This window comes from Kitasatospora sp. SC0581, assembly GCF_048159585.1.
Classification (GTDB): Bacteria; Actinomycetota; Actinomycetes; order Streptomycetales; family Streptomycetaceae; genus Kitasatospora.
Window position 1 is genome coordinate 1 of record NZ_JBLRWA010000048.1, and the last position, 23520, is coordinate 23520.

Here is a 23520-nt window from a genome sequence, read left to right on the forward strand (position 1 = left end):
GAGAGTAGGACGCCGCCGAACAATTCTTCAGAAGAACCCCCATCCGGGACCCGGATGGGGGTTCTTCGCGTTTTCAGACTGTCTCACCGGTCGGTGTCACTTCCTCCACTCACAGGTGGTCCTAGGTCTACCTCGGTTTTGGGGTGCCATGGCCAGTGTGGGTGATGGACGGTTCGTGAAGACTGATGGAGGACGATCGGTACCGGCATCAGGAGCTTCCCGTGACAACAGTGAGTCGTACGAGCGGCGCGTCCGTACGTGCTCAGGCCCAGGCGGCCTTCAAGGCCGGCGGTGAGGGGCTGGCGCGGCTCGGTGTGGTGGTGTTGGCCGCGGTGCCGGGAGTGGTGCTGCCGGTGGGCGCGGCGATCTGCTCGGGGGCGGTCACGGCCCGGCTCCTGCAGTCGTACGACCTGGGCGTCTTCCTCTCGCTCCTGGTGGCAGCGACCGTCGGCGCCGTGGTGGCCGCGGCCAGCATCCGCCGTACCGCGAACCGCACCCGCGGCCAGCTGGAGCGCTGGTTCGGCATCCGGCTGCCGGTGGTCTACGAGCCCCGGCCGGAGCTGGAGCTGGACGGCCGGGGGCACTGGTGGACGGGCTACACCTACCACCGGTCGCGGACGGTGGCGAAGTACGTCCAGGTGGTCCACTGGGGCCTGCGGGACCGGACCACCCGCGCCGAGCTGCTCTGGCTGCTGGCGAACCCGTTCCTCGTGGTGGCCCTGGCCGGCCCGGTGGCCGTCCTGCTCGGGCTGGGCGTCGCCTACATCCTGGCCGGGCCGGTGCCGGCGGACGGGTTCGGCCCGTTGAGCAGCCGGATGGTGGCCGTCCTGCTGAGCGCCGTGCTCGGGGCCGCCATGATCGTCGCGGGCATACTCGCGGCACCGTACGCGGTGCGGGGGTACGTGGAGGCCGCCCGCCGGGTGCTGGACCAGGACGGCCGGGCGACGAACGCCCAGCTGACCAGGCGGGTGGCCGAGTTGACCGAGACCCGGGCGGACGCGGTCGGCAACCAGGCCGCCGAGCTGCGGAGGATCGAGCGGGACCTGCACGACGGCGCCCAGGCGCGACTGGTCGCGATCGGGATGACGCTGGGCACCATCGAGCACCTGATGGACACCGACCAGGAGGCCGCGCGGGAGCTCCTCGCCGAGGCCCGCCAGTCCTCGGCCCGGGCCCTCCAGGAGCTGCGGGACCTGGTGCGCGGCATCCACCCCCCGGTGCTCGCCGAGCGCGGGCTGGGCGACGCCGTCCGGGCGCTGGCGCTGGACAGCGCCCTGCCGACCGAGGTGTGCGTGAGCCTGCCGGACCGGCCGCCGGCGCCGGTGGAGGCCGCCGTGTACTTCAGCATCTGCGAGCTGCTGGCCAACGCGGCCAAGCACTCGGAGGCGGAGCAGGTGTGGGTGGACATCCTCTACCGGGCCGGCTTCCTGCGGGTCACGGTGACGGACGACGGGGTGGGGGTGGCGGACCCTTCGCGGGGGACCGGACTGCGCGGGATCGAGAAGCGATTGGGTACCTTCGACGGTGTCCTCTCCATCGACAGCACGTCGGGCGGACCCACCACCATCACCTTGGAGTTGCCGTGCGAGTTGTCCTCGCCGAGGACCTCTACCTCCTTCGCGAAGGCCTGATCCGGCTGCTGGAAGCGCACGGCTTCACCATCGCCGCGGCGGTGGAGACCGGGCCCGAGCTGTTGGACGCGCTGCTGACCCACCGGCCGGACGTGGCCGTGGTCGACGTCCGGTTGCCCCCGACGCTCACCGACGAGGGCCTGCAGGCGGCGCTCAAGGCCCGTCGGGAGATCGCGGGCCTGCCGGTGCTGGTGCTGTCGCAGCACGTCCAGCAGCTCTACGCGCGGGAGTTGCTGGCCGACGGCACCGGGGGGATCGGCTACCTCCTGAAGGACCGGGTGTTCAACGCCGGGCAGTTCATCGACGCGGTCCGCCGGGTGGCGGCGGGCGGTACGGCGATGGACCCGGACGTGATCGCCAAGCTGATGCAGACCACCTCGCGCCGGCCCGGTCCGCTGCTGCGGCTCTCCCCGCGCGAGCGCGAGGTGCTGGAGCTGATGGCCGAGGGCTGTTCCAACTCGGCGATCGCCGCCCGCCTCTCGGTGAGCGACGGCGCGGTGGCCAAGCACATCGCCAACATCTTCGGCAAGCTCGAACTCGCCCCCGACGAGGACGCCAACCGCCGGGTGCTGGCGGTGCTGACCTACCTCAACGGCACGGCGGGGCAGACCGGCTGACGATCCGGCGGCGCCTCCGCTCCGACCCCGCGTGGTGCCGGGGGCCGGGTGTCGGGCCGCCGCACTGTGACACCCCAGGCTGTGGGCACGCTAAACACCTGTACGAGTAAACTCCGGTGAGCCGAGCCCGGAGGTTGCCCAGCCGTCCGGCGGCCCGACCAACGGGGTCCGGCGGCCCGACCAAACGGGACCCGGCAGCCGAGGCAGCGTACGGCAGCAGCCGACATCCAGGGGTTGATAGACGTAATGGCACGCCCAACGCTCACCAAGGCCCATCGGGGCCTGCTCGGCCTGGTCGCGGCCGGTGCCTTCATCATCTCGGGCATCGGCTTCGCGGGTTCGTACAACGCGGTGCGCGACCTGGCCGAGCAGAAGGGTTTTGGTGCCTTCTCCTACGCCTTCCCGATCGGTGTGGACGCCGGCATCGTCGTGCTCCTCGCGCTCGACCTGGTGCTGACCTGGCTGCGGATACCCTTCCCGATGCTGCGGCAGACCGCGTGGCTGCTGACCGTCGCCACCATCGCCTTCAACGCGGCCGCCTCCTGGGGCGACCCGCTGGGCATGGGGATGCACGCCGTCATCCCGGTGCTCTTCGTCGTCGTGGTCGAGGCCTCGCGGCACGCGGTCGGCCGGATCGCGGCGATCACCGCGGACCGCCACATGGAGTCGGTCCGGGTGATGCGCTGGCTCCTCTCCCCGGTACCGACCTTCCGGCTCTGGCGGCGGATGAAGCTCTGGGAGCTCCGCTCCTACGACGAGGTCATCCGGCTGGAGCAGAACCGCCTGGTCTACCGGGCGCAGCTGCGCTTCCGGTACGGCCGCGGCTGGCGCCGCTCGGCACCGATCCAGGCGCTGCTGCCGCTCAAGCTCGCCAAGTTCGGCGTGCCGCTGGACCCGGCGCTGCTCGACCGGCTCGACGACGACGGCCGGGCGCGCGACGTCAAGGAGGTGCCGGCGGAGCAGGAGACGCCGGGGGTGGCCCCGCAGGAGAACCGCGTCGCCGCGGCCATCGCCCCGGCCGCCGAGGCCCACGCCCAGCAGCCCCCGCACCCGCAGCAGGCACCGCAGGCCGTCCAGCCGGCCGCCCCGCAGGTCCAGCACGCCCAGCAGGCCCAGCCCGACCAGGTCCAGGGGCAGCCGCAGGCCCAGCCCGAGCAGCCGCAGCCGCAGGCGCCCGCTGCCGTCGCCCCGCTGTCCGCCGAGGTCGCCGCGCCGATGCTCGCGAAGCTGGCCGCCGTCCGGCTGCGGGCCGCCCAGGAGCCGGACGCGGCGGCGGAGGCCGCCCCGCAGCCGCGCGGCGAGGAGCTGAACGTCTGGACCGAGCGCCCGGTCCGCACCACCGGCCACCCGACCGACGCCGCCCCGGGTGGTCGGGTGCCCGGGCAGGCCTCGCCCTGGTTCAAGCCCCCGCGCCCGGTCGCCGAGGAGCCCGCCCCCGCCCCTGCCGCAACCGTCGCCCCGGGCCCGGCTCCCGTGCCCGCGCCCGGTCCGCAGGCCCAGCACCCGGTCGGCCCGCAGCAGCGGTCCGAGCAGTTCGAGCAGCCGGAGCAGCCCGCCGAGTTCGCGCAGCCCGCCGAGCCCGCGCAGCCGGTCCCGGCCGCCGAGTCGGCCCGCGCCGAGCAGTCCGCGTTCTCCCCGGCGCCCGCGCGCCTCGACCCGGACGTCGCCTACGCGGCGCTCGTCTCGTACATGGACGCCCACAGCCACCAGCCCGACCCCCAGCGCCTCGCCGACTGGCTGACCAGGGAGTACGGCGTCACCGGCAAGGGACCGGACGGCTCGGTCCACCCCAAGGAGGTCGCCGACCTCTACCCGGAGCTGAACGAGCGCTACGCCGCCGCCGGGCGGGACTGACCGCCGCCGCCACCGTCCAGGGCTCGGGCGGCCATTGACGCCCGATCCCGCCGGAGCTACCTTCGCCTCAACAAACTGTTGAAGCGCTGGTTCGGCATGGGGAGTGCGGATGACACGGGTCGGGGTCGACGGAAACGGGCCGGCGGACGGGGCCTCCTTCTCCACCGGGGCCCGCGCCGCGGTGGAGGCACTACTCGCCCCGGTCGACGCCGATCTGGCGCGCCGTTACCCGGGTGAGCCCGGGACCAGGCAGCCGGTGCACACCGTCTACGTCCCGGCCGACGCCTTCGGCGCCGACACCGTGCGGGAGTGGGGCCGCCGGGCCCTGGAGGCCTTCGACCGCCACGCCGCCACCCCCGCCGAACTGGCCCGAGCCCTCGGCGTCGCGGACGACGAGCTGCTCGCCGACGTGCACGCCCGGGTCCGCGCCAAGCTGCAGCGCGAGCCGGTCGAGGACCTGCGGATCGACTTCGAGGACGGGTACGGACCCCGCCCCGACGCCGAGGAGGACGCGGCCGCCGTCCGCGCCGCCGAGCTGGTCGCCGCGGCGGTGGCCGAGGGCGGCGCCCCGCCGTACCTCGGCATCCGGACCAAGTGCATGGAGGCCGCCGTCCGGGCCCGCGGCATCCGAACCCTGGAGCTGTTCCTGGCCACCCTGCTGGCCAACGGCGGGCTCCCGGAGGGCCTGGTCCTGACCCTGCCCAAGGTGACCTACGCCGAGCAGGTCACCGCGCTGGTCCGGCTGCTGGAGGACTTCGAGGGCCGGGCCGGGCTGCCCACCGGCCGGATCGGCTTCGAGATCCAGATCGAGACCACCCAGGCGATCCTCGGCCCGGACGGCCGGGCCACCGTCGCCCGGATGATCGAGGCCGCCGAGGGGCGCGCCACCGGCCTGCACTACGGCACCTTCGACTACAGCGCCGCCTGCGGCGTCAGCGCGGCCCACCAGAGCATGGACCACCCGGTCGCCGACCACGCCAAGGCGGTCATGCAGGTGGCGGCCGCGGGCACCGGGGTGCGGCTCTCCGACGGTTCGACCAACGTCGTCCCGACCGGCTCCACCGAACAGGTGCACGCCGCCTGGAAGCTCCACCACGGCCTGGTCCGCCGCTCGCTGGCCCGCGCCTACCACCAGGGCTGGGACATGCACCCGGCACACCTGCCCACCCGCTACGTCGCCGTCTACTCCTTCTACCGCGAGGGCCTGGCGGCCGCCGCCGCGCGGCTGGCCGCGTACGTCGCCAAGGCGGGCGGCGACGTGATGGACGAGCCGGCCACCGCCCGGGCGCTGAGCGGCTACCTGCTGCGCGGACTGGACTGCGGCGCCGTCGACCTCACCGAGGTCACCGCGCTGACCGGCCTGGACCGCGGGCGGCTGAACGCCCTGGCCGGCCGCTGACCCGGCCGCGTCCGACAGTCAGGTCCCGGCCGTCGATCCTCCGGCTCGGCCGGCTCCCGGCCCCCGGCCCCCGGCCGTTGATCCCTCCCGTCGTGCGCCAACTAGGCTGGCGGTGCCGCCCCGGTGTCCCGGGGCGCGCGCCGTCAGCCTTCACCGTCCTCGGGAGGACCCCCGCGCCATGTCCGCCACGCCGGAGCCCACCGCCAGGCCGTACCTCACCATCCGGCGGGCCGGCAGCCACGAGACCGAGATCAAGAAGTCCCGGTTCATCTGCCACCTCGCCCGGGTCACCGACGAGGAGGGGGCACAGGCCTTCATCGCGGGCATCCGCAAGCAGTACTGGGACGCCCGGCACAACTGCACCGCCTTCGTGGTCGGCGACGAGCAGCGCCGCGAGCGCTCCAGCGACGACGGCGAACCCGGCGGCACGGCCGGGGTGCCGATGCTGGAGGTGCTGCGCCGACGCGGGCTGACCGACACGGTCGCCGTGGTCACCCGGTACTTCGGCGGGATCAAGCTCGGCGCGGGCGGCCTGGTGCGGGCGTACGGGAACGCGGTGTCGGAGGCGGTGGACGAGGTCGGCCTGCTGGAGCGCCGGCCGGTCGCGCTGCTCGCGGTGACGGTGGACCACGTCAGGGCCGGGCGGGTGGAGAACGACCTGAGGGCGGCCGGGTACACGGTGAGCGACCTGGCCTACGAGGCCGCCGGGGTGCGGATCGAGGTGGGGGTGCCGGAGCCGGACGTGGCGGACTTCCACACCTGGCTGGCCGAGGCGACCGGCGGTACCGCGGTGGCGGTCCCGGCCGGCCGCACGTACGTCGAGGTGCCGGTCTGACCCGAGGTGCCGCTCTGGCCGCGGGGGCGGGGGGTAGCTCCTGGGCCCCGGGGGTCGGACGATCCGTCGGACGGCCCGTGACCGGCCGTTTCCCGTAGCCCAGGCCCCGCGCCACGCGGAAGACCGCTTGAGCAGATTCACCCGAACGTAGTGTCGTAGCCCGGAGTTGGAACTTCCGCTCCGGGCCGTGGCGTTTCCTGGGCAAGGCTCCGGCAGAACCGGACGAAACCATCGATGGAGGACACAGGACCCCACCCCGCACCACGGAGGTATGCGCATGACCTCGGATCGATCGACCTCGAATTCCCAGTCCGCGACGAACCCGACCTCGAACCGCCCCACGAGCCACTCGACGAACCACCCGACGAGCCGTCCGACCTCGAACCGCCCCGCCCCGAACCGCGTCCGCTCGCACGCCGCCGCCGACCTGCCCGGCCCCCGCGGCCCCGCGACGCCCTACCGGATGACGGTCACCACGGCCCTCTCACACGCCGAGGCCGTCGCCCTGGCCGACGAACAACTGGCCTGCTGGCTGAAGCAGGAGGGCTTCGAGGAGCCCCCGCCGGCCCACCGCGCCCCCGCCGAGCAGGGCACCGAGCCGGCTCCCACCGCCGAGCGCCTCCGCCTGGGCGAGCGCGTCCTGCTCGACCGCGACCAGGGTCCGCTGCGCGGCGGCCCGGGCGCCGGGCGGTACGACCGCCGCCGCCTGCGCACCCCGGCCCCGCACGGCACCCAGCAGCTCACCCTCACCGTGGCCACCGGTTCCGACGGCCCCACCTGGGTCCGGCTGGAGGCCGAGACCCACAGCACCGGCAGCGGTGTGCGCACCCCGTGCCGGGTGCCGGTGCCCGAACTCGCCCGCACGCTCCTCCCGCTGCTCGACGCCACCGACGGTCCGACCGTCGTGCACTCCGGCCCTCGGGTGATCACGGCCGACGAGGTCGACGCCCTGATCGACGAGCTGTGCGACCCCGAGCGCAGGCTGCCCACCGTGGTGGCCAGCGTCCCGGTGAACCTGCCGCTCGACAGCTGGGTGCGGGACGTGGTGGCCCCGCTCTGCCAGCAGCTGCCCGGCCTCGCCACCGCCTACGTGCTGGACCCCGGCGCCCGCACCGGGTTCAACGTCGCGCTGGAGTACCACACCGTCTACGGCGGGGCGGTGCGCACCTACCTGCCCGAGGTCGACCCGGCCTCCCGGCAGGACAGCGCCCGACATCCGGTACTCGCCCGGGGCCGAATAGAAGAGGACCCGCGCCGCGCCGCCGGGCTGCTCGCCCGCGAGCCGCGCCGCCTGGCCGCGGAGCAGCCGCTGCCACCGCCGCTGGCGGCGGTCCCGGTGCTGCGCGTCCCGCCGCCGCAGCTCCGCCGGGACGCGGAGCAGGCAGCAGAACGGACCGTGGAGCCGAGCGCGGATCAGGCCGTCGTGCAGGTGGCCGAGGAGACCGTCGAGCAGGCCGTCGAACGGACCTCCGGCCCGGCCGCCCCGTACCAGGGCGTCGAGCTGGCCGCGCTCGCCCGGGAGGAGCAACAGGACCGCGCCGAGCAGCAGGCCAGGGCCGACGAGCTGGAGCGGGTCCGGCACACCCTGCGCGTGGAGCGCCGCGAACACCGGGAACGCGGCCAGGGTCGGGAGGGCCGCGACGGCCGGGACATCCGGGAGGGCCGTCTCCGCTCCGGAGCCCGCGCCCTGACCGGGCGCCACTGCGTGGCGCCGGGCGGCGGACCGGTCGGCGGGCCGCACTCCGTGGTCCAGCCCCCCGACCGCTGCGGCACGCCCGACACCTTCACCGAACTCATGGCCAGACTGGGCGAGTTCCCGCTGGTGACCTTCACCGGTGACCAGAAGGTCGCGCTCGCCCTGGACGAGCTGCAGTGCGCCGGCGCCGGCTGGGCCCGGCTCGCCTGGGACGGGCTGACGGCACTCCAGGAGTACGCCGAGGCGGCCGTGCGCGGCGCGGCCGGCGGGGACTTCAAGCAGTGGTGCGAGCGCACCCCCGAGGGCTGTCACCGCTTCCCGCCCCGCAAGGCGGTCCGCGGGGAGTCCCGGACGGTGTTCAGCCACACCAAGTGGAAGCGCGAGCGGATGCTGCCGGTGCCGGAATGCGTCGACTCCTCCCGGCGCGCGTTCATGGGCGCGCACCTGCGGATCGGCGGCGGCCGCACCGCGCCCCGGCTGCACTACCTGGACGACTGCTCCGGCAGCGGCCGGATCTACGTCGGCTACATCGGCCTGCACCTCACCAACACCCGGACCAACTGAGCGGCTTGGCTGACCGCCGCGCCCGTTCGGGGGACAATGTCCGGCAGGGGCGGGCCCACAGGTTCGCCGATCGCCCCGGGCAGGCGCCGGACGAGCATGGGGGAACGACGACCGATGCAGTACTCAGCAGACGGCCAGTCCGACGGAACCGCCACCGTCCAGTTCCCCCGGCCGGGCTTCCTCGCCTCGGTCTTCCGCGACCTCGGAGCCGAGAACGGCCAGGAGCCGGACGGCGCCGCCGCCGACCGCCCCCGTGGCGGTGCGACCGGTGACGGCCCGTCCGGCGACGGGCCGACCGGTGACGGGCCGACCGGTGACAGACCGACCGACAGCGGACCCACTGGCAACGGACCGACCGGTGAAGGACCGTCCGAGCCCGGCCCCGGCGAGGCCGACCCGGACGAGGCCGTGGCGGCGCACGCCCGGGCCGCGACCCTGACCCACCACCGCACCCGCGCCGTCCGGGCCGAGCACGACCGGCTGGCCGACCTGCTGCGCCGCGCCGCGCTGCCCGTCTCCGCCATGGACTTCGAGAGCCAGCTGCGCCACTACCAGCCCCGCCCCTACCCGGCCGACGGCCCCGGCGGCGGCGCCGAGGAGGAGTCCGAGCCCCGCTGGCAGGACTTCGCGCCCGCCGAACCGCCCGTGGCCGACCCGGAGGGCGGCCCGTCCCGTCGGCTGCTCGACTCCGGCTACCAGCGCGAGCTGGCCCAGGCCCGGCTCACCCACCAGCGCGCCCTGCGCGAGTGGCGCACCCGCCGGGCCGAGGCCGGCAGCCCGGCCGCCGACGAGTCCCGGCGCGCCCACGAGGCGGCCGAGGAGGCCCGGGCCCGCGCCGTGCGCGAGTACAACGAGAGCCTGGAGGAGTGCCGTCGGGCCTACCGGCTGGCCGAGCCGGCCGCCGTGGAGTCGCTGCTGGAACGGGCGCTGGCCGCCGCCGAGACCGCCACCCAGGACCTGCCCGCCCCGTGCCGGGCGGTCTTCCGCCCGCTCACCCGCACCGCCGTGCTGGACCTCGACCTGCCGCCGCTCGACCTGGTGCCCTCGCTCGCCGGCTACCGGCTCGCCCCGGACGGCGACATCCTCCCGGTGCCGCGCCCGCCCGCGGACCGGGCCACCGACTACCTGCGGCTGGTCGCCCGGCTCGCCCTGCGGGCCCTGCAGGCCGCCGATGCCGTGGACACCGACGAGATACTCGCCGGCGTCGTCCTCAACGGCTGGCTGCGCGATCCCGCCGCGGCCGAGCCGCTCTGCCTGGTCAGCGTGGACGCCGACCGAGACGCACTGGCCCGTACCCGGCTGCTGCCGCCGGGCACCCCGTACGAGGAGCGCGACGACGAGGGCGTCTACGCCGACGCCGAGCAGGACGAGGCCCTGGTACGGCTGCGCCAGCTCGGCGCCGCCGTCACCCCGGACCCGTACGACCGGGCCGGTGTCCGGCCCGCCGCCCAGGCCGGGGCCACCGTGCCGGCCGCCGCCGACCTGTCCGCCAACGAGTTCGCCCAGCTGGTGCGGGACCTGCTGACCCGCGGCGGGATCGCGCAGTGGAGCGTCCGGCTGCGCGGCCCGGCCGGGCTGGTCGCCACCGGCGAGGGCGCCCCCGGCACCTCGCTGCCCGGCCGCTGGGTGGTGTGGGCCTCCCGGGACACCGGGTCGATCGGCGCCGAGCAGATCGAGACCCTGGCCGAGGCGGTCGGGGAGGAGTCCGCCGAGCGCGGCCTGCGGCTGACCACCGGCCGGTTCACCGAGGAGGTGCTGGACCTCACCGCCGAGGAGGGCCGCCGGCACATCCACCTGATCGACGGCGACGGCGTCCGCGAACTCGCCCACACCCACCTCGGCCTGCCGCTCGCCACCGGCGGTTGACCCGCCGCCCGCTCGCCATATCAGCCCTGCTCGGCAGCCTTTGCCCACCGCCCCGTCCCGGCGGGTCGGCCCGTCGCCGGCCTCACCCGAACGGCCCATCCGTCGGGCGCCCCGGCAGGTCCGGGCCGAGGCTGGGGGAACGGCACCCCGGCCCCGGCACCCCCGGGTGATCACCGTCGAACGGGCGTCCGGTACGGTCGGCGGTCGGCCCGGCCACGGGCGGATCCCAGGGGGAGAGGAATGGGCAGAGCGCTCGGCGCACCACCCGGCGAAGGCCCCGGCGACTCGGCCGGACCTGTGAAGGAGCCGGACCGATGACCGCGGTACTGGTCGCCGCCGCGGCGTTCCTGATGACCCTGATCGGCGGTTTCGTCGCCCAGCGCACCCGCGACCGCCGCCACCTGGTGCTCGGCTTCGCCGCCGGACTGATGCTCGGCGTGGTCGCCTTCGACCTGCTGCCCGAGGCGCTCCACCAGGCGCCGGGCGAGGTGCACGGCGTCCCGCAGGCGCTGCTGCTGTTCGCGGCCGGCTTCCTCACCATCCACGTGATCGAGCGCGCCGTCGCGATCCACCGCGGCCACGAGGGCGAGTACGCCGCGCACTCCCACGGCCACCACCACGGGGACGCCCGCTCCGCCGGGCACCAGGGCGTCGGGCTGACCGCCGCACTGGCCCTGGTGGGGCACAGCGTGATGGACGGCTTCGCGATCGGCGCCGCCTTCCAGGCGGGCACCACGGTCGGCACGGTGGTGGCCATCGCCGTGGTCGCGCACGACTTCGCCGACGGCTTCAACACGTACACGATCACCCGCCTGTACGGGAACAACCGGCGGCGGGCGCTGACCCTGCTCGCCGCGGACGCGGTGGCCCCGGTGTCCGGCGCGGCGATCACCCTGGCGTTCACCATCCCGGGGCACCTGCTCGGCCTCTACCTGGGCTTCTTCTCCGGCTTCCTGCTCTACCTGGCGACCTCCGACATCCTCCCCGAGGCGCACAGCCCGCACCCCTCGCGCAGCACCCTGCTCTGCACCGTGGCCGGGGTCGGCTTCATGTGGCTGGTGATCGGCTTCGCCGGCTGAGGCCCGCACCGGTCCTCGCCCTCGGACCGATCGGCCCGGCGGTCGGGCGACCGGCCGCCGCGGCCCTCAGCCCGGAAGCCGCCCCCAGCACTCCCGCATCGAGGCCAGCGCCTCGGTGATGGCCGGCCGCCGGGAGGCCTGGGAGCGCCAGAGCGCGAACACCCGGCGGCCCGGCTCCGGCGCCACCCGGCGGGCCGCCACCCCGGGCGGCAGCGGGCCCCGTCCGAGCCTCGGCACCAGGCCCATCCCCAGACCGGCCGCGACCAGCGCGATCTGGGTCTCGAACTCCCCGACCTGGTAGCGCACGTCCGGTTCCTCGCCGGCCTCGCGCAGGGTGCGGACCAGCCAGTCGTGGCAGATGTTGCCCGGTGGCACGCTGATCCAGCGCTGCCCGCACAGCCGCTCCACCGGCACCGGGTCGAGCGCGGCCAGGTCGTCGTCGGCGGGCAGCAGCAGGTCCACCGGGTCCGTGCCGAGGTCCATCCGGGAGACCCCCTCCTGCACCGGCAGCGGCACGGTCGGCCAGTCCTGCACCAGCGCCAGGTCCACCTCGCCCCGGGCCACCAGCTCGGCCGCCGGGTACGGGTCGCGCTCCAGCAGCCGGACGTCCAGCTCCGGGCAGCGCCGCCGCAGGTCGGCCAGCGCCCCGGGCATCAGTCCGCGGGCACCGGACGGGAACGCGGCCACCAGCAGCCGCCCGACGGCCTGGCCGCGCTGCTCCTCCAGCCGCACCTCGGCCTGCTCCACCAGCCCCAGCACGGTCTGCGCGGTCACGGCCAGCTCGCGCGCCGCGTCGGTCAGCACCACGCCGCGGCCCTGCCGCTCCAGCAGCACCGTCCGGGTCTCCCGCTCCAGCTTGGCGATCTGCTGCGAGACCGCCGAGGGCGTGAAGCCGAGTGCCGCGGCCGCCCCGCCGACCGAGCCGTGCACCGCCACCGCGTGCAGCGCCCGCAGGCGCCCCAGGTCCATCATGCAGCGATCCTAAAGCGTCCCCTTCAGAATTCATCGCTGGTGCTGAACGGTCCGGCGCCACCATGCTCGACCCATGACCGCGACAACCGCCGCCGCTCCGAGCGGCCGGAACAGCATGAGCAGTACGGGCAGCACAGGCAGCACGACCGGCACCGGCGGCACCGGCGGCATGAGCCCCCGCCACATCGCCCTGGCCGTCCTGGTGGCCGCCGTCTGGGGCCTCAACTTCGTCCTGATCCACGTCGGCCTGGACAACTTCCCGCCGCTGCTCTTCTGCGCCCTGCGGTTCGCCGTCGTCGCGGTGCCGGCGGTCTTCTTCGTCGGCCCGCCCAAGGTGGCCTGGCGCTGGGTGCTGGCGGTCGGCGTGGTCCTCGGGGTGGTCAAATTCGGACTGCTCTTCCTCGGCATGCACGCCGGGATGACGGCCGGGATCTCCTCGCTGGTGCTCCAGGGGCAGGCCGGCTTCACCGCGCTGTTCGCCGCCGTGCTGCTGCGCGAACGCCCCGGCGGGCAGCGGCTGGCGGGCCTGGCGGTCGCCTTCGCCGGCATCGCGCTGAGCGCCTGGGACCAGGGCGCCGGCGGCCCGCTCGGGGCCTTCGCCCTGGTCGTCCTGGCCGCCGTCGCCTGGGGGCTGGCCAACGTGCTGACCCGCAGGGCCGCGCCGCCGGACGCGCTGCGCTGGATGGTCTGGGTCAGTGCCGTCCCGCCGCTGCCGCTGCTGGGCCTGTCCCTGCTGGTCGAGGGCCCCGAGGCGGACCTGCGCGCCCTGCGCGACATCACCCCGGCCGGGGTGGGGGCGATCGGCTACGTCGGGCTGGTCTCCACCCTGCTCGGCTTCGTCGCCTGGAGCTTCCTGCTGCGCAGCTACGACGCGACCGCCGTCGCGCCCTACTCGCTGCTGGTGCCGGTGTTCGGGATGTCCTCGGCGTGGCTGCTGCTCGGAGAACGGATCAGCCCGACGGCCGCCGCGGCCGCGCTGCTGGTGATCACCGGGATCGGGATCACCGCGCTGCGTCCCGGTACCGCTACCGCCGTGGCGGCCCGGCTGCGAGGAAGCGGGCCTCGGCGGAGCGCAGCACCCGCAGCAGCACCTCCTCGTCGGCGGGGCTGACCTCGCCGAAGTACTCCTGGGCCACCTCGTCCCGGACCTGCCCGATCCGCTCCACCGCCGCCCGTCCGGCCTCGGTCAGCAGGATCCGCACCGCCCGCCGGTCGGCCGGGTCGGGGCTGCGCTCGACCAGGCCGGCCTCCTCCAGCGCGTCGACCACGGTGGTCGCCGAGCGCGGGGCGATGTGCAGTTTGTCGGCGAGGTCGCTCAGCCGCATCGCGTGGTCCGGCGTCTCGCAGCCGGGCACGTGGGCGAGCGTGCGCAGGGCCCGGGCCTGGCCGGGGGTGATGCCGTACGGCTCCAGCCGCCAGCCGGTCTGACGGCGGATCCGCTTGATCGCCCTGGTCATCGCGTCGGCCAGCTCGGCGGCGGTGCCCGGGGTGCCGGGCCGGGGGCCGGGGGAGGGGTCCGCCGGTTCGTCGGTCGGCGTGGTGGTCATCGGCGGTCTCCTCGGCTGGCGTCCGCCCAAGGGTAGCCGTCGGTCCGGGGCCCGTGGCGGGCGGCGGAAGACGATCGCGGAAAAATGTTGAGCTTGGCTCAGTATCTGGGTTAGCGTTGCTCCCAAGTGAGGGAACCCTAAGTTCCCGTCCCCGACCAATGGAGGGCCCATGCCCCGCTCCGAAGCCCGCGTCGCCACCGACCGCCCGGGCCGTTACGCCAAGCAGCTCACCGCCCACATGGGGCGCAAGATCGAGGCCGTCTACTCCGAGGAGACCGGCCGCGGCACGATGGTCTTCGGTGCCGGCACCGCCACCCTGGAGGCCCAGCCGGACGCGCTGCTGCTCACCGTCGAGGGCGAGCGCGACAAGCTGCCCGGCCTGGAGGACGTCGTCGGCCGTCACCTGGTCCGCTTCGGCGCCCGCGACGAACTCGTCATCGAGTGGCACCGGGACAACGGCGAGCCCGGCCTGGTTCACCGCAACGAGGACCCCGAGGCCTGACCGCCCCCGGCACCCGGCCCGGGCAGCCACCGGGCCAGCGGCCACAGCACCAGGACGGCCAGGCACCAACTCGCCACCACGTCCAGCAGCCAGTGGAAGTCGCTCCACACCAGCCCCGCGCCCACCCCGAGCGACAGCAGCACCGCACCCGCCGCCAACTGCCGGGCGGCGCGCGGCCCCGCCACCCGGGCCAGCAGCAGCGCCGCCACCCCGTACGAGAACGCCGCGGTCGCGGTGTGCCCGGACGGGTACCAGCCCCACTGGCCCGCCGTCAGCGGCTCCCCGAGCGGACCGGGCCGGGCGAAGGCCGACTTCGCCGGGACCACCAGCAGCGGGATCAGCGCCGAGGTCAGCGCCGCCACCGGCAGCGGCAGCCACCAGCGCCCGGCCCCGGCCCGGCGCCCCCGCCAGGCGGCCAGCGCGCCGGCCAGCAGCAGCACCGGGACCGCCGGGACGCCGCCGCCCAGGTCCGACAAGAAGTGGCCGAGCCGGTCGAGCAGCGCGTCCGGGACGTCCCGGTGGGCCGTACGGACGGCCCGGCGGACCGAACGGTCCACGCCGAGCAGCGGCCCCTCCGCCGCGACCTGCCAGGACACCACCACCAGCAGCACCGCCGCCGTCACCGGGACGGCCACCGACCGGGCCACCCGGCCCAGGACGACGGACAGCCGCCCCGGAGCAGGGGGGAGAGCTCCGGGGCGGCCCTGATGATCGCCGTTCCGTGCGCCCCGGGGGGTGTGGGTCGGACGGTCGGTCGATCGGCCTTCGGTGTGCGCCGGCCCTCCCGGGCCGACCTGGTCGTCCTCGTCCGGCACCCGCGGAACCGGCCCCGGAGGGGGCCCCGCGGACGGCCGCGCCCATGGCTGAGGCTCGCTGTCCATCTGCGATGACACTACGTCAACAGCCCTTCCGCGCCGAGCGCCTTCAGCGATTCCGCACACCATCTTCACCCTGCGCGGGGCAACCTCGGAGGCGCCCCGTCGATCATGCCCCGGCCGCCCGCGCGACGCGCCCGGACAACCGAACGGCCCGTGCGGACCAGAGGTCCCCACGGGCCGTTCAGCGCTGTCCGGACAACCCTCCGGAAGGGGGTTCACGACCTGACGGGCGACACCGCTCAGAGAGCGGCGAACGCGCCCTCCAGGATGTCCAGGCCCTCGTTCAGCAGGTGCTCCGGCATGACCAGCGGCGGCAGGAAGCGCAGCACGTTGCCGTAGGTGCCGGCGGTCAGCACGACCAGGCCCTCCGCGTGGCACGCCTTGGCGATGGCCGCGGTGACCTCCGCGTTCGGCTCCTTGCCACCCGGCTTCACCAGTTCGACGGCGATCATCGCGCCGCGGCCGCGGACCTCGCCGATGATCTCGTACTTCTCCTGCATGGCCCGCAGGCGGCCCAGCATGATCTCGCCGATCCGCTGCGCCTTGCCGTTGAGGTCCTGCTCCTTCATGGTCTCGATGGCGCCCAGCGCGGCGGCACACGCCACCGGGTTGCCGCCGTAGGTGCCACCCAGACCACCGGTCTGCGCGGCGTCCATGATCTCGGCGCGGCCGGTCAGCGCGGACAGCGGCAGACCGCCGGCGATGCCCTTGGCGGTGGTGATCAGGTCCGGGACGATGCCCTCGTCCTCGCACGCGAACCACTGGCCGGTGCGGCAGAAGCCGGTCTGGATCTCGTCCGCGACGAACACGATGCCGTTCGCCTTCGCGAACTCCACGATCGCCGGCAGGAAGCCCTTGGCCGGCTCGATGAAGCCGCCCTCGCCCTGGATCGGCTCGATGATGATCGCGGCGACGTTCTCGGCACCGATCTGCTTGTTGATGGTGTCGATCGCCTGGGCGGCGGCCTCGGCGGCGGCGTTCTCCGCACCCGTCAGCCAGCGGTACGGGTAGGCGACCGGAACCCGGTAGACCTCGGGGGCGAACGGACCGAAGCCCTGCTTGTACGGCATGTTCTTCGCCGTCAGCGCCAGGGTCAGGTTGGTGCGGCCGTGGTAGCCGTGGTCGAACACCACGATGGCCTGGCGCTTGGTGTAGGCGCGGGCGATCTTCACCGCGTTCTCGACGGCCTCGGAGCCCGAGTTGAACAGCGCGGTGCGCTTCTCGTGGTCACCCGGGGTCAGCTCGTTCAGCTGCTCGGCGACGGCCACGTAACCCTCGTACGGGGTCACCATGAAACAGGTGTGCGTGAAGCTGGCCAGCTGCTCGGTCGTCCGGGCCACCACGGCCTCGGCGCTGTTGCCGACGTTGGTCACGGCGATGCCGGAACCGAAGTCGATCAGCGAGTTGCCGTCCACGTCCTCCAGCACGCCGCCGTTGGCACGGGACACGTACACCGGCAGGGTGGTGCCGACACCGGCCGCCACCGCACCCAGCTTGCGGGCGTGCAGCTCCTGCGACTTCGGACCGGGGATCGCGGTGACCAGGCGGCGCTCCTGCGGGAGCGGCGTTGCGGCGCTCATGGGGTATCTCCAGACTTCTCGGCTCGGTGCTTCGCAGGCTACGGCCGCCCTCCCCACCCCGGCACGCGCCACTCGGTAGCAGTGCGCCGTCCGACTTGTCCGGCACGGCCAGCGCGGGTGGCGCGACTACCCGCAGGCCGCGCTCCACTACCCTGAGCGCGGGCGTGTCGCCGGTACGGCGGCATGGGTATGGCGGCACCGACGGCGGTCGGGCCGGGCGGGCGGGCGAGGGAACGGGACCGTACATGGCACAGGACGGGGCACACCACCACGGCGAGCGCACCACCACCAGACCCCCGACCCCCCTGCCCCACCAACGGCCCGCGGCGGGCACCTCCTCCTTCGACCTCGCGGCCTGGGCCTGCGCCCCGCGCCCCGACGCCGACCCGGGCGTCTACCGGCTCGGCTACCGCCGCGTCGACCCGGAGCGGGCGGAGGCGGCCAAGGTCGCGACCTGGCCGCTGCTGCTGCGGGCGGGGCTGAACGCGGTGGTGGCGTGGTTCGCCTTTGTCTACGGCACACAACTGGTGCTTCACCTGATCGTGATCACCGTCTGGGTCGAACACCCCAGCGAGACCCTTGTGACCGTCGTCGGGCTGTCGGTGAACGTGCTGGTGGCCGCAGCCGTCATCAAGATCTTCGGCCGGATGGGCCGCTGGCCCGAGGTGTGGCGCCGTTACGTCGCGCCGCTGCTGTCGCGCACGGTGACGGAGGAGCAGCCCGTCGAGGAGGACGTCCCGGGGGCGGTCGAGGCCGTGCGCGGGCAGGACCCGTGGGACGGGCTGCGCCGGGGCGGTGCGGCCGAGGCGGCCGTCCGGCTGGAGGGCGAGGCCGTGGGGGACGTCGACTACGTGCGGATCCGGCGCGCCTGGGAGTCCGCGCAGGCGGACCCGGTGTTCGTGCCCGCCTTCACCGAGCAGGTGGCCAGCCGCGGCGCGGCGGCCTTCGCCCACCCCTCCGAGGCGCGCGAGCTGCCCGGCCGTGCCGAGCGGCACGATCTGCTGCTCGGCCAGGTCCGGCTCGGTACGGCGCAGGACGTCCCGAAGAATCCGCTGGGCCACCGGGCGGCCGGTTTCGCGCTGGACCCGGCGGTGCTGGGCACCTCGCTGCTGGCGGTGGGTCCGGCGGGGACGGGGAAGACGGCGCGGCTGGCCCGGCCGGTGGCCGAGGCGCTGTGCCTGCAGGCGCTGTCCGGTACGGCCTGTGCGGTGGTGGTCGGGGCGGCGGACGCCGATCTCGGCCCGGATTCCTGGTACGACGTGGTGATCGCGCCCGGCGACCCGTCCTCGCTGTACGGGCTGGACCTCTACGGCGCCGCGCGGGACCCGGACGAGGCGGCCGCCCGGTTGGCCGAGGCGCTGCTGCCGGACGAGCTGACGGCCCGCGCGGAGCATGCCCGTACCGCGCTGCAGCAGGTGGTGGGCCCGTTCCACGCGGCGTACGGCCGCTATCCGGGGGTGCGGGAGCTGCGGGCGCTGTTGGCGGGTGAGCCGGACGTGCTGGCGGCGCTGGTGAAGGCGCTCGGCGTGGCGGGCCGGCTGTCCGTCCACGAGCGGGACCTGGAGTACCGGGAGCGGCAGCGCGACCGGGCGGACGACCCCGGGGCGCTGCTGGCGGACCGGTTGGCGCTGCTGGAGCGGCCCGCCTTCGAGGGCGCTTTCGCGACCGACGGCACCGGTCGGCCTCCGTTCGCGATGCGGGTGCTGGACCACCCGCTGCGGGTGCGGGTGAAGCTGCCGGAGCGGAGCCACCCGGAGGCGGCGCGGATGCTGTCCCGGCTGGTGGTGGGGCAGTTCGTGCAGGCGGCGGGGGCCCGCGAGGACCGTTCGCTGTTCGCGGGCCTGGTGGTGGACGACGCCTCGGCGGCGCTGGACGCCGCCGCCGTGCGCGGGCTGCAGCGGATGCGCGGGGCGAACGCGGGCGCGGTGCTGCTGCTGCGGACGCTGGTGGACCTGCCCGAGGCGTTGCGGGCGCCGCTGTTCGGCGCGGTCGGCTGCCGGATGGCGTTCCCGGGGATCGCGCCGTGGGACGGGAAGCTGTTCTCGGAGGCCTGGGGGACGCACCTGGTGCAGGAGACCGCGGTCACCCACACCCCCGACACCTCCGGTGGGGTGATACGGCGGGCGGGGCGGGTCGGGCGGAAGGCGCTGTCGGGGACGACGGCGCAGACGGAGTCGGTGACGACGCGGGATGTGGAGCGGTTGCGGTGGTCGCCGTCGGATCTGGCGCACGCGTTGCCGGCGGGGCATGCGGTGGTGTCGTTGACGGCGGTGTCGGGGGAGCAGGTTCCGCCGCTGCTGGTGGACCTCAGGGGCTGAGGGCGGGCGGCGGGGGAAGTCGCCTTCGAGGTGGATTCGGCAGTGCGGGTTGTCCGGGGCGTCCATAATGAAGGGGAGAGACCCTCACCAGTCCCACGTCCCTCTCCTCGCCCGGCCGCAACGGCGCGGTCAGGTCGATCCTTCGAAGGTGCCATGCCCCCCACACTCGCCTCCGTCGTCCGCAACACGTCGCTCCATCTGACGGTCCTCGCCGGTGCGGATCACCTGGAGCGGCCGGTCCGCTGGGTGCACACCAGTGAGCTGGACGACCCGACGCCGTTCCTGGAGGGTGGTGAGCTGCTGCTCACCACCGGTATCAAGCTGGGCCGTACGGCGGCGCAGTTGCAGGCGTACGTGCACCGGCTGGCCGACGCGGGGGTGGTCGGGCTGGGGCTCGGGGTGGGGTTGTCGCACACGGAGGTGCCGCAGCCGCTGGTGGACGCGGCGGCGCAGCGCGGGCTGCCGTTGCTGCGGGTGCCGGAGCCGACGCCGTTCATCGCGATCAGCAAGGTGGTGTCGGCGGCGCTGGCCGCGGAGCAGTACGAGGCGGTGACGACCAGCTTCGAGGCGCAGGAGGAGCTGACCCGGGCGGCGCTGGGCAAGGACGGCACGACGGCGGTGGTGCGCCGGCTGGCGGCCCGGCTGGGTGGCTGGGCGGCGCTGTACGACGGGTCGGGCGCGCTGTCGGTGGTGGCGCCGGACTGGGCGGCGCGCCGGGCTGGGCGGCTGGCGGCGGAGGTGGACCGGCTGCGTCGGCGTCCGGCGCCGTCGAGTGCGGCGTTGCAGGGGCGCGCGCCGGGGATAGACACGGCGGACGAGGACTACGTGGTGGTCCAGTCGCTGGGGGCGGACCGGCGGGCCCGGGGCTTCCTGGCGGTCGGGACCGAGGACCGGATCACGCCGACCGAGCGGTACGTGCTGAACGCGGCGGTGGCGCTGCTGACCCTCACCCTGGAGCGCTCGCGGGAGCTGCGGCAGGCCGAGGAGCGGATGGGCGCGGCGCTGCTGCGGATGGTGCTGGCCGGTGAGGTGGCGACGGCCCGCCAGGTGGCGGTGGGGCTGTTCGGGGGGCTGCCGGAGGGGACGATACGGGTGCTGGTGGCCGGGGCCGGTCCGGCCAACGCGGATGCCGCGGAGGCGCTCGGGGAGCTGGGCGACCGGGCCGAGCAGGCGGGCGCCCGGGTGGGCGAGAAGCTGCTGGTGGCGCGGGAGGACGGTGCGCACGGGCCGCGGCTGATGGTGCTGGCGCTGGACAACGGCGCGGTGCACCGGGCCTGTCTGGGCGCGGTGGAGGAGCACGAGGGCCTGTCGCTGGGCGTCTCGGCGCCGGCCGCGCTGGAGGAGGCGGGGACGGCGAACGCGCAGGCGGAGCGGGCGCTGGCGGTGGCGCTGCGTGGTGGCCGCCGGTCGGTGGACCACGAGGAGGTCGGCGCGGGGTCGCTGCTGCCGCTGCTCGGCGAGGACGCGGTGACGGCCTTCGCGGAGGGGCTGCTGCGGCCGTTGCGGGAGCACGACCGGACGGCCCGCGGGGATCTGGTGGCCTCGTTGCGGGCGTGGCTGTCGCGGCACGGCCAGTGGGACGCGGCGGCGGCGGACCTGGGTGTGCACCGGCACACGCTGCGCTACCGGATGCGCCGGGTCGAGGAGCTGTTGGGCCGGTCGCTGGACGACACGGACGTGCGGATGGAGCTGTGGCTGGCGCTGCGCTCCGGCGAGGAGTGAGGCGCCGGCGGGGTGTGGGGTTCCGGCGGCCCGCGGGGCGCCGGTAGGACGCGGTGGAGTGGCCCCGGGGGCGAACGCTCCTAGTCGGCCAATCCGGTCGGCGCGCCGCCGCGCCTACCCTCAAAACCGGGTCCCACGTCCGTGGGCCGTAGGACAGACGAGGAGAGGGCCGGTACCACGGTGACCACCACGTACGATTTCTGGCTCGCCGGCCGCCGGGCGAGCGGTGACGCCGACTTCGAGGTGCACAACAGCTGGGACGGCCGTCTGGTCGGCAAGGTGAGCATCCCGACCGAGGCGCAGGTCGAGGAGGCGCTGGACGCCGCCGTGGCCGCGCTGCCGGTGTTCGCCGCCACCCCGGCGCACCAGCGTGCCGCCGCCCTGGACCACGTGGCCAAGCGGCTGACCGAGCGCACCGAGGAGCTCGCCCAGCTGGTCAGCGCCGAGAACGGCAAGCCGATCAAGTGGGCCCGCGGTGAGATCGGCCGCGCGGTGTCGGTCTTCCGCTGGGCCGCCGAGGAGGCGCGCCGCACCAACGGCGAGACCATGCGGCTGGACACCGACCCGGGCGGCGTGGGCCGTTTCGCGGTGGTGCGCCGCTTCCCGCGCGGTGTCGTGCTGGGGATCGCCCCGTTCAACTTCCCGCTGAACCTGGTCGCCCACAAGGTCGCCCCGGCGATCGCGGTCGGCGCCCCGATCATCCTGAAGCCGGCTCCGTCGACCCCGCTGTCGGCGATGGTGCTGGGCGAGATCCTGGCCGAGACCGACCTGCCGGTCGGCTCCTGGTCGATCCTGACCGTGCCGAACGACCGGATGCCGGCCCTGGTGCAGGACGAGCGCCTGCCGGTGATCTCGTTCACCGGTTCGGACAAGGTCGGCTACCAGATCATGGACTCGGTGCCGCGCAAGCACTGCACCCTGGAGCTCGGCGGCAACGCCGCGGCCGTGGTGCTCGCCGACTGGTCCTCGGAGGCCGACCTGGACTGGGCGGCCACCCGGATCGCGATGTTCGCGAACTACCAGGGCGGCCAGTCCTGCATCTCGGTGCAGCGGGTGATCGCCGACGCCTCGGTGTACGACGCGCTGGCGGAGAAGGTCGTCGCCAAGGTCAGGGCGCAGGTCACCGGTGACCCGGCCGACGACGCGACCGACGTCGGCCCGCTGATCGACGAGAACGCCGCGAAGCGCGTCGAGTCCTGGGTCGAGGACGCGGTCGCCAAGGGCGCCAAGGTGCTCACCGGCGGTACCCGTGAGGGTGCGACCTACGCCCCGACCGTGCTGGCCGACCTGCCCGGTGACGCGATCCTGGCCAAGGCCGAGGTGTTCGGCCCGGTGCTGTCGCTGCACAGGGTGGACGGCGTGGACGAGGCCTTCGCGGCCGTCAACGACTCGGCGTTCGGTCTCCAGGCGGGCGTGTTCACCCACGATCTGCAGACCGCCTTCCGCGCCCACCGGGAGCTGGAGGTCGGCGGTGTGATCATCGGCGACGCGCCGTCCTACCGTGCCGACCAGATGCCGTACGGCGGTGTCAAGGACTCCGGTGTCGGCCGTGAGGGCGTCAAGTACGCGATGGACGACTACACCGTCGAGAAGGTCATGGTCCTGACCGGTCTCGACCTCTGAGACCTCTGAGACTCAGAGACCTCTGAGATCGCCGGGGCCGTGAGGCCCCTGGCCGACGCGGTGTCGTCGTAGGCGGGAGGGCCCGGTTCGCCGAACCGGGCCCTCTTCGCGTTCGCGCCCCGGCGCGGGCTCAGCCGTCGTGTCCGGCGGCCGCCGCGACCGCCTCCTCGACGGTGGCGTTCCCGGCGACCAGCTCCAGGGTCAGCCCGGCGGTGCCCGGTTCGCGCAGCAGGGCGGCCAGAACGGCGGCGACGTCGGCCCGGTCCACCGCGCCGCGGTCGACGGAGGGGGCGAGCCGGACCAGGCCGGTGCCGGGGCCGTCGGTGAGCCGTCCGGGGCGCAGCACCGTCCAGTCCAGCGCGGTGCGGGCCCGGACGGCGTCGTCGGCGGCGCCCTTGGCCCGCAGGTAGGTCTCGAAGACCTCGTCGGCGGGGAAATGGGCCTCGGCGTCGGCGGCCATCGCCGAGACCATCAGGTACCGGCGGACCCCGGCGAGTTCGGCGGCGTCGGCGAGCAGCACGGCGGCGTCCCGGTCGACGGTGTTCTTGCGGGCGGCGCCGCTGCCCGGTCCGGCGCCGGCGGCGAAGACCACCGCGTCGGCGCCGGTGAGCAGTGCGGCGAGCCGGGTGGCGGTGGCGGCCTCCAGGTCGAGCAGCAGCGGCTCGGCGCCGGCGTCGACGAGGTCCTGGGCCTGTTCGGGGCGGCGGATGATCCCGGCGGGGCGCTCGCCGCGGGCGGCGAGCAGCCGTTCCAGGTGGAGCGCGATCTGTCCGTGGCCCCCGGCGATGACGGTACGCATGGTCCGACGGTAGTCCGAAGGGTCGGAAGTCGTCCTGG

General features: G+C 74.8%; 18 protein-coding genes. 13 read left to right on the forward strand and 5 right to left on the reverse strand.

All coding sequences use genetic code 11. The features are described from left to right. Positions 1 to 221 precede the first annotated feature (221 nt). The 8 genes from ACLWS4_RS36125 to ACLWS4_RS36160 all read left to right on the forward strand — a co-directional run bounded on the left by ACLWS4_RS36125 (position 222) and on the right by ACLWS4_RS36160 (position 11541). Positions 222 to 1631: a sensor histidine kinase gene (locus tag ACLWS4_RS36125; RefSeq protein WP_375873150.1), complete on the forward strand. Its 1410-nt coding sequence runs from the start codon at positions 222 to 224 to the stop codon at positions 1629 to 1631. Beyond that, positions 1583 to 2248, forward strand: a complete 666-nt coding sequence (locus ACLWS4_RS36130; RefSeq protein ID WP_049659962.1) for a response regulator transcription factor — start codon at positions 1583 to 1585, stop codon at positions 2246 to 2248. The genes ACLWS4_RS36125 and ACLWS4_RS36130 overlap by 49 nt, the downstream gene beginning before the upstream one ends. 246 nt (positions 2249 to 2494) lie before the next feature. Further along, entirely contained in the window at positions 2495 to 4102 is a 1608-nt protein-coding gene (locus tag ACLWS4_RS36135) for a DUF2637 domain-containing protein (protein WP_416876349.1), read from the forward strand. A 109-nt stretch (positions 4103 to 4211) separates the two neighbouring features. Then, positions 4212 to 5501: a DUF6986 family protein gene (locus ACLWS4_RS36140; RefSeq protein ID WP_416876350.1), complete on the forward strand. Its 1290-nt coding sequence runs from the start codon at positions 4212 to 4214 to the stop codon at positions 5499 to 5501. Between the two features lie 178 nt (positions 5502 to 5679). After that, positions 5680 to 6336, forward strand: coding sequence for a YigZ family protein (locus tag ACLWS4_RS36145; protein WP_049659555.1), 657 nt, complete (start codon positions 5680 to 5682; stop codon positions 6334 to 6336). A gap of 277 nt (positions 6337 to 6613) precedes the next feature. After that, positions 6614 to 8596: a hypothetical protein gene (locus ACLWS4_RS36150; protein WP_416876351.1), complete on the forward strand. Its 1983-nt coding sequence runs from the start codon at positions 6614 to 6616 to the stop codon at positions 8594 to 8596. Between the two features lie 114 nt (positions 8597 to 8710). Then, positions 8711 to 10462: a restriction endonuclease gene (locus tag ACLWS4_RS36155; RefSeq protein ID WP_416876352.1), complete on the forward strand. Its 1752-nt coding sequence runs from the start codon at positions 8711 to 8713 to the stop codon at positions 10460 to 10462. Between the two features lie 314 nt (positions 10463 to 10776). Next, the gene (locus ACLWS4_RS36160) at positions 10777 to 11541 is read left to right on the forward strand and encodes a ZIP family metal transporter (protein WP_049651307.1); all 765 of its coding nucleotides are present in this window, start codon (positions 10777 to 10779) and stop codon (positions 11539 to 11541) included. Positions 11542 to 11607: 66 nt separating this feature from the next. On the opposite strand, the gene ACLWS4_RS36165 is transcribed toward ACLWS4_RS36160, so the two are convergent. Beyond that, entirely contained in the window at positions 11608 to 12513 is a 906-nt protein-coding gene (locus ACLWS4_RS36165) for a LysR family transcriptional regulator (protein ID WP_049651306.1), read from the reverse strand. Between the two features lie 169 nt (positions 12514 to 12682). Between ACLWS4_RS36165 and ACLWS4_RS36170 the strand changes: the two genes are divergently transcribed. After that, entirely contained in the window at positions 12683 to 13624 is a 942-nt protein-coding gene (locus ACLWS4_RS36170; RefSeq protein WP_416876357.1) for an EamA family transporter, read from the forward strand. Here the strand turns inward: ACLWS4_RS36170 and ACLWS4_RS36175 are convergent. Next, the gene (locus ACLWS4_RS36175) at positions 13539 to 14060 is read right to left on the reverse strand and encodes a MarR family winged helix-turn-helix transcriptional regulator (RefSeq protein WP_049651305.1); all 522 of its coding nucleotides are present in this window, start codon (positions 14058 to 14060) and stop codon (positions 13539 to 13541) included. The two genes, ACLWS4_RS36170 and ACLWS4_RS36175, sit on opposite strands and share 86 nt — an antisense overlap. 169 nt (positions 14061 to 14229) lie before the next feature. Here ACLWS4_RS36175 and ACLWS4_RS36180 point away from each other — a divergent pair, with 169 nt between their 5' ends. Then, positions 14230 to 14562 (forward strand): DUF2218 domain-containing protein, encoded by a 333-nt coding sequence (locus ACLWS4_RS36180; protein ID WP_049651304.1) that lies wholly within the window; start codon positions 14230 to 14232, stop codon positions 14560 to 14562. Here the strand turns inward: ACLWS4_RS36180 and ACLWS4_RS36185 are convergent. Continuing rightward, on the reverse strand, positions 14535 to 15197 hold the full coding sequence (locus ACLWS4_RS36185; RefSeq protein WP_416876353.1) for a phosphatase PAP2 family protein: 663 nt from the start codon (positions 15195 to 15197) through the stop codon (positions 14535 to 14537). The two genes, ACLWS4_RS36180 and ACLWS4_RS36185, sit on opposite strands and share 28 nt — an antisense overlap. 482 nt (positions 15198 to 15679) lie before the next feature. Next, positions 15680 to 17020, reverse strand: coding sequence for a 4-aminobutyrate--2-oxoglutarate transaminase (gene gabT / locus ACLWS4_RS36190; protein ID WP_049651302.1), 1341 nt, complete (start codon positions 17018 to 17020; stop codon positions 15680 to 15682). A 245-nt stretch (positions 17021 to 17265) separates the two neighbouring features. Here gabT and ACLWS4_RS36195 point away from each other — a divergent pair, with 245 nt between their 5' ends. From ACLWS4_RS36195 to ACLWS4_RS36205, 3 genes are all read left to right on the forward strand, one after another. Then, positions 17266 to 19338 carry an ATP-binding protein gene (locus tag ACLWS4_RS36195; protein WP_416876354.1) on the forward strand — a complete coding sequence of 691 codons (2073 nt, stop codon included), beginning with the start codon at positions 17266 to 17268 and terminating at the stop codon, positions 19336 to 19338. A 153-nt stretch (positions 19339 to 19491) separates the two neighbouring features. Continuing rightward, entirely contained in the window at positions 19492 to 21060 is a 1569-nt protein-coding gene (locus tag ACLWS4_RS36200) for a PucR family transcriptional regulator (RefSeq protein WP_049651301.1), read from the forward strand. Positions 21061 to 21240: 180 nt separating this feature from the next. Continuing rightward, positions 21241 to 22683, forward strand: coding sequence for an aldehyde dehydrogenase family protein (locus ACLWS4_RS36205; RefSeq protein ID WP_049651300.1), 1443 nt, complete (start codon positions 21241 to 21243; stop codon positions 22681 to 22683). Positions 22684 to 22813: 130 nt separating this feature from the next. On the opposite strand, the gene ACLWS4_RS36210 is transcribed toward ACLWS4_RS36205, so the two are convergent. Then, a complete protein-coding gene (locus ACLWS4_RS36210; protein WP_380782327.1) occupies positions 22814 to 23482 on the reverse strand; it encodes an NAD(P)H-binding protein in 669 nt (222 codons plus the stop codon). Between the last annotated feature and the right edge of the window lie 38 nt (positions 23483 to 23520).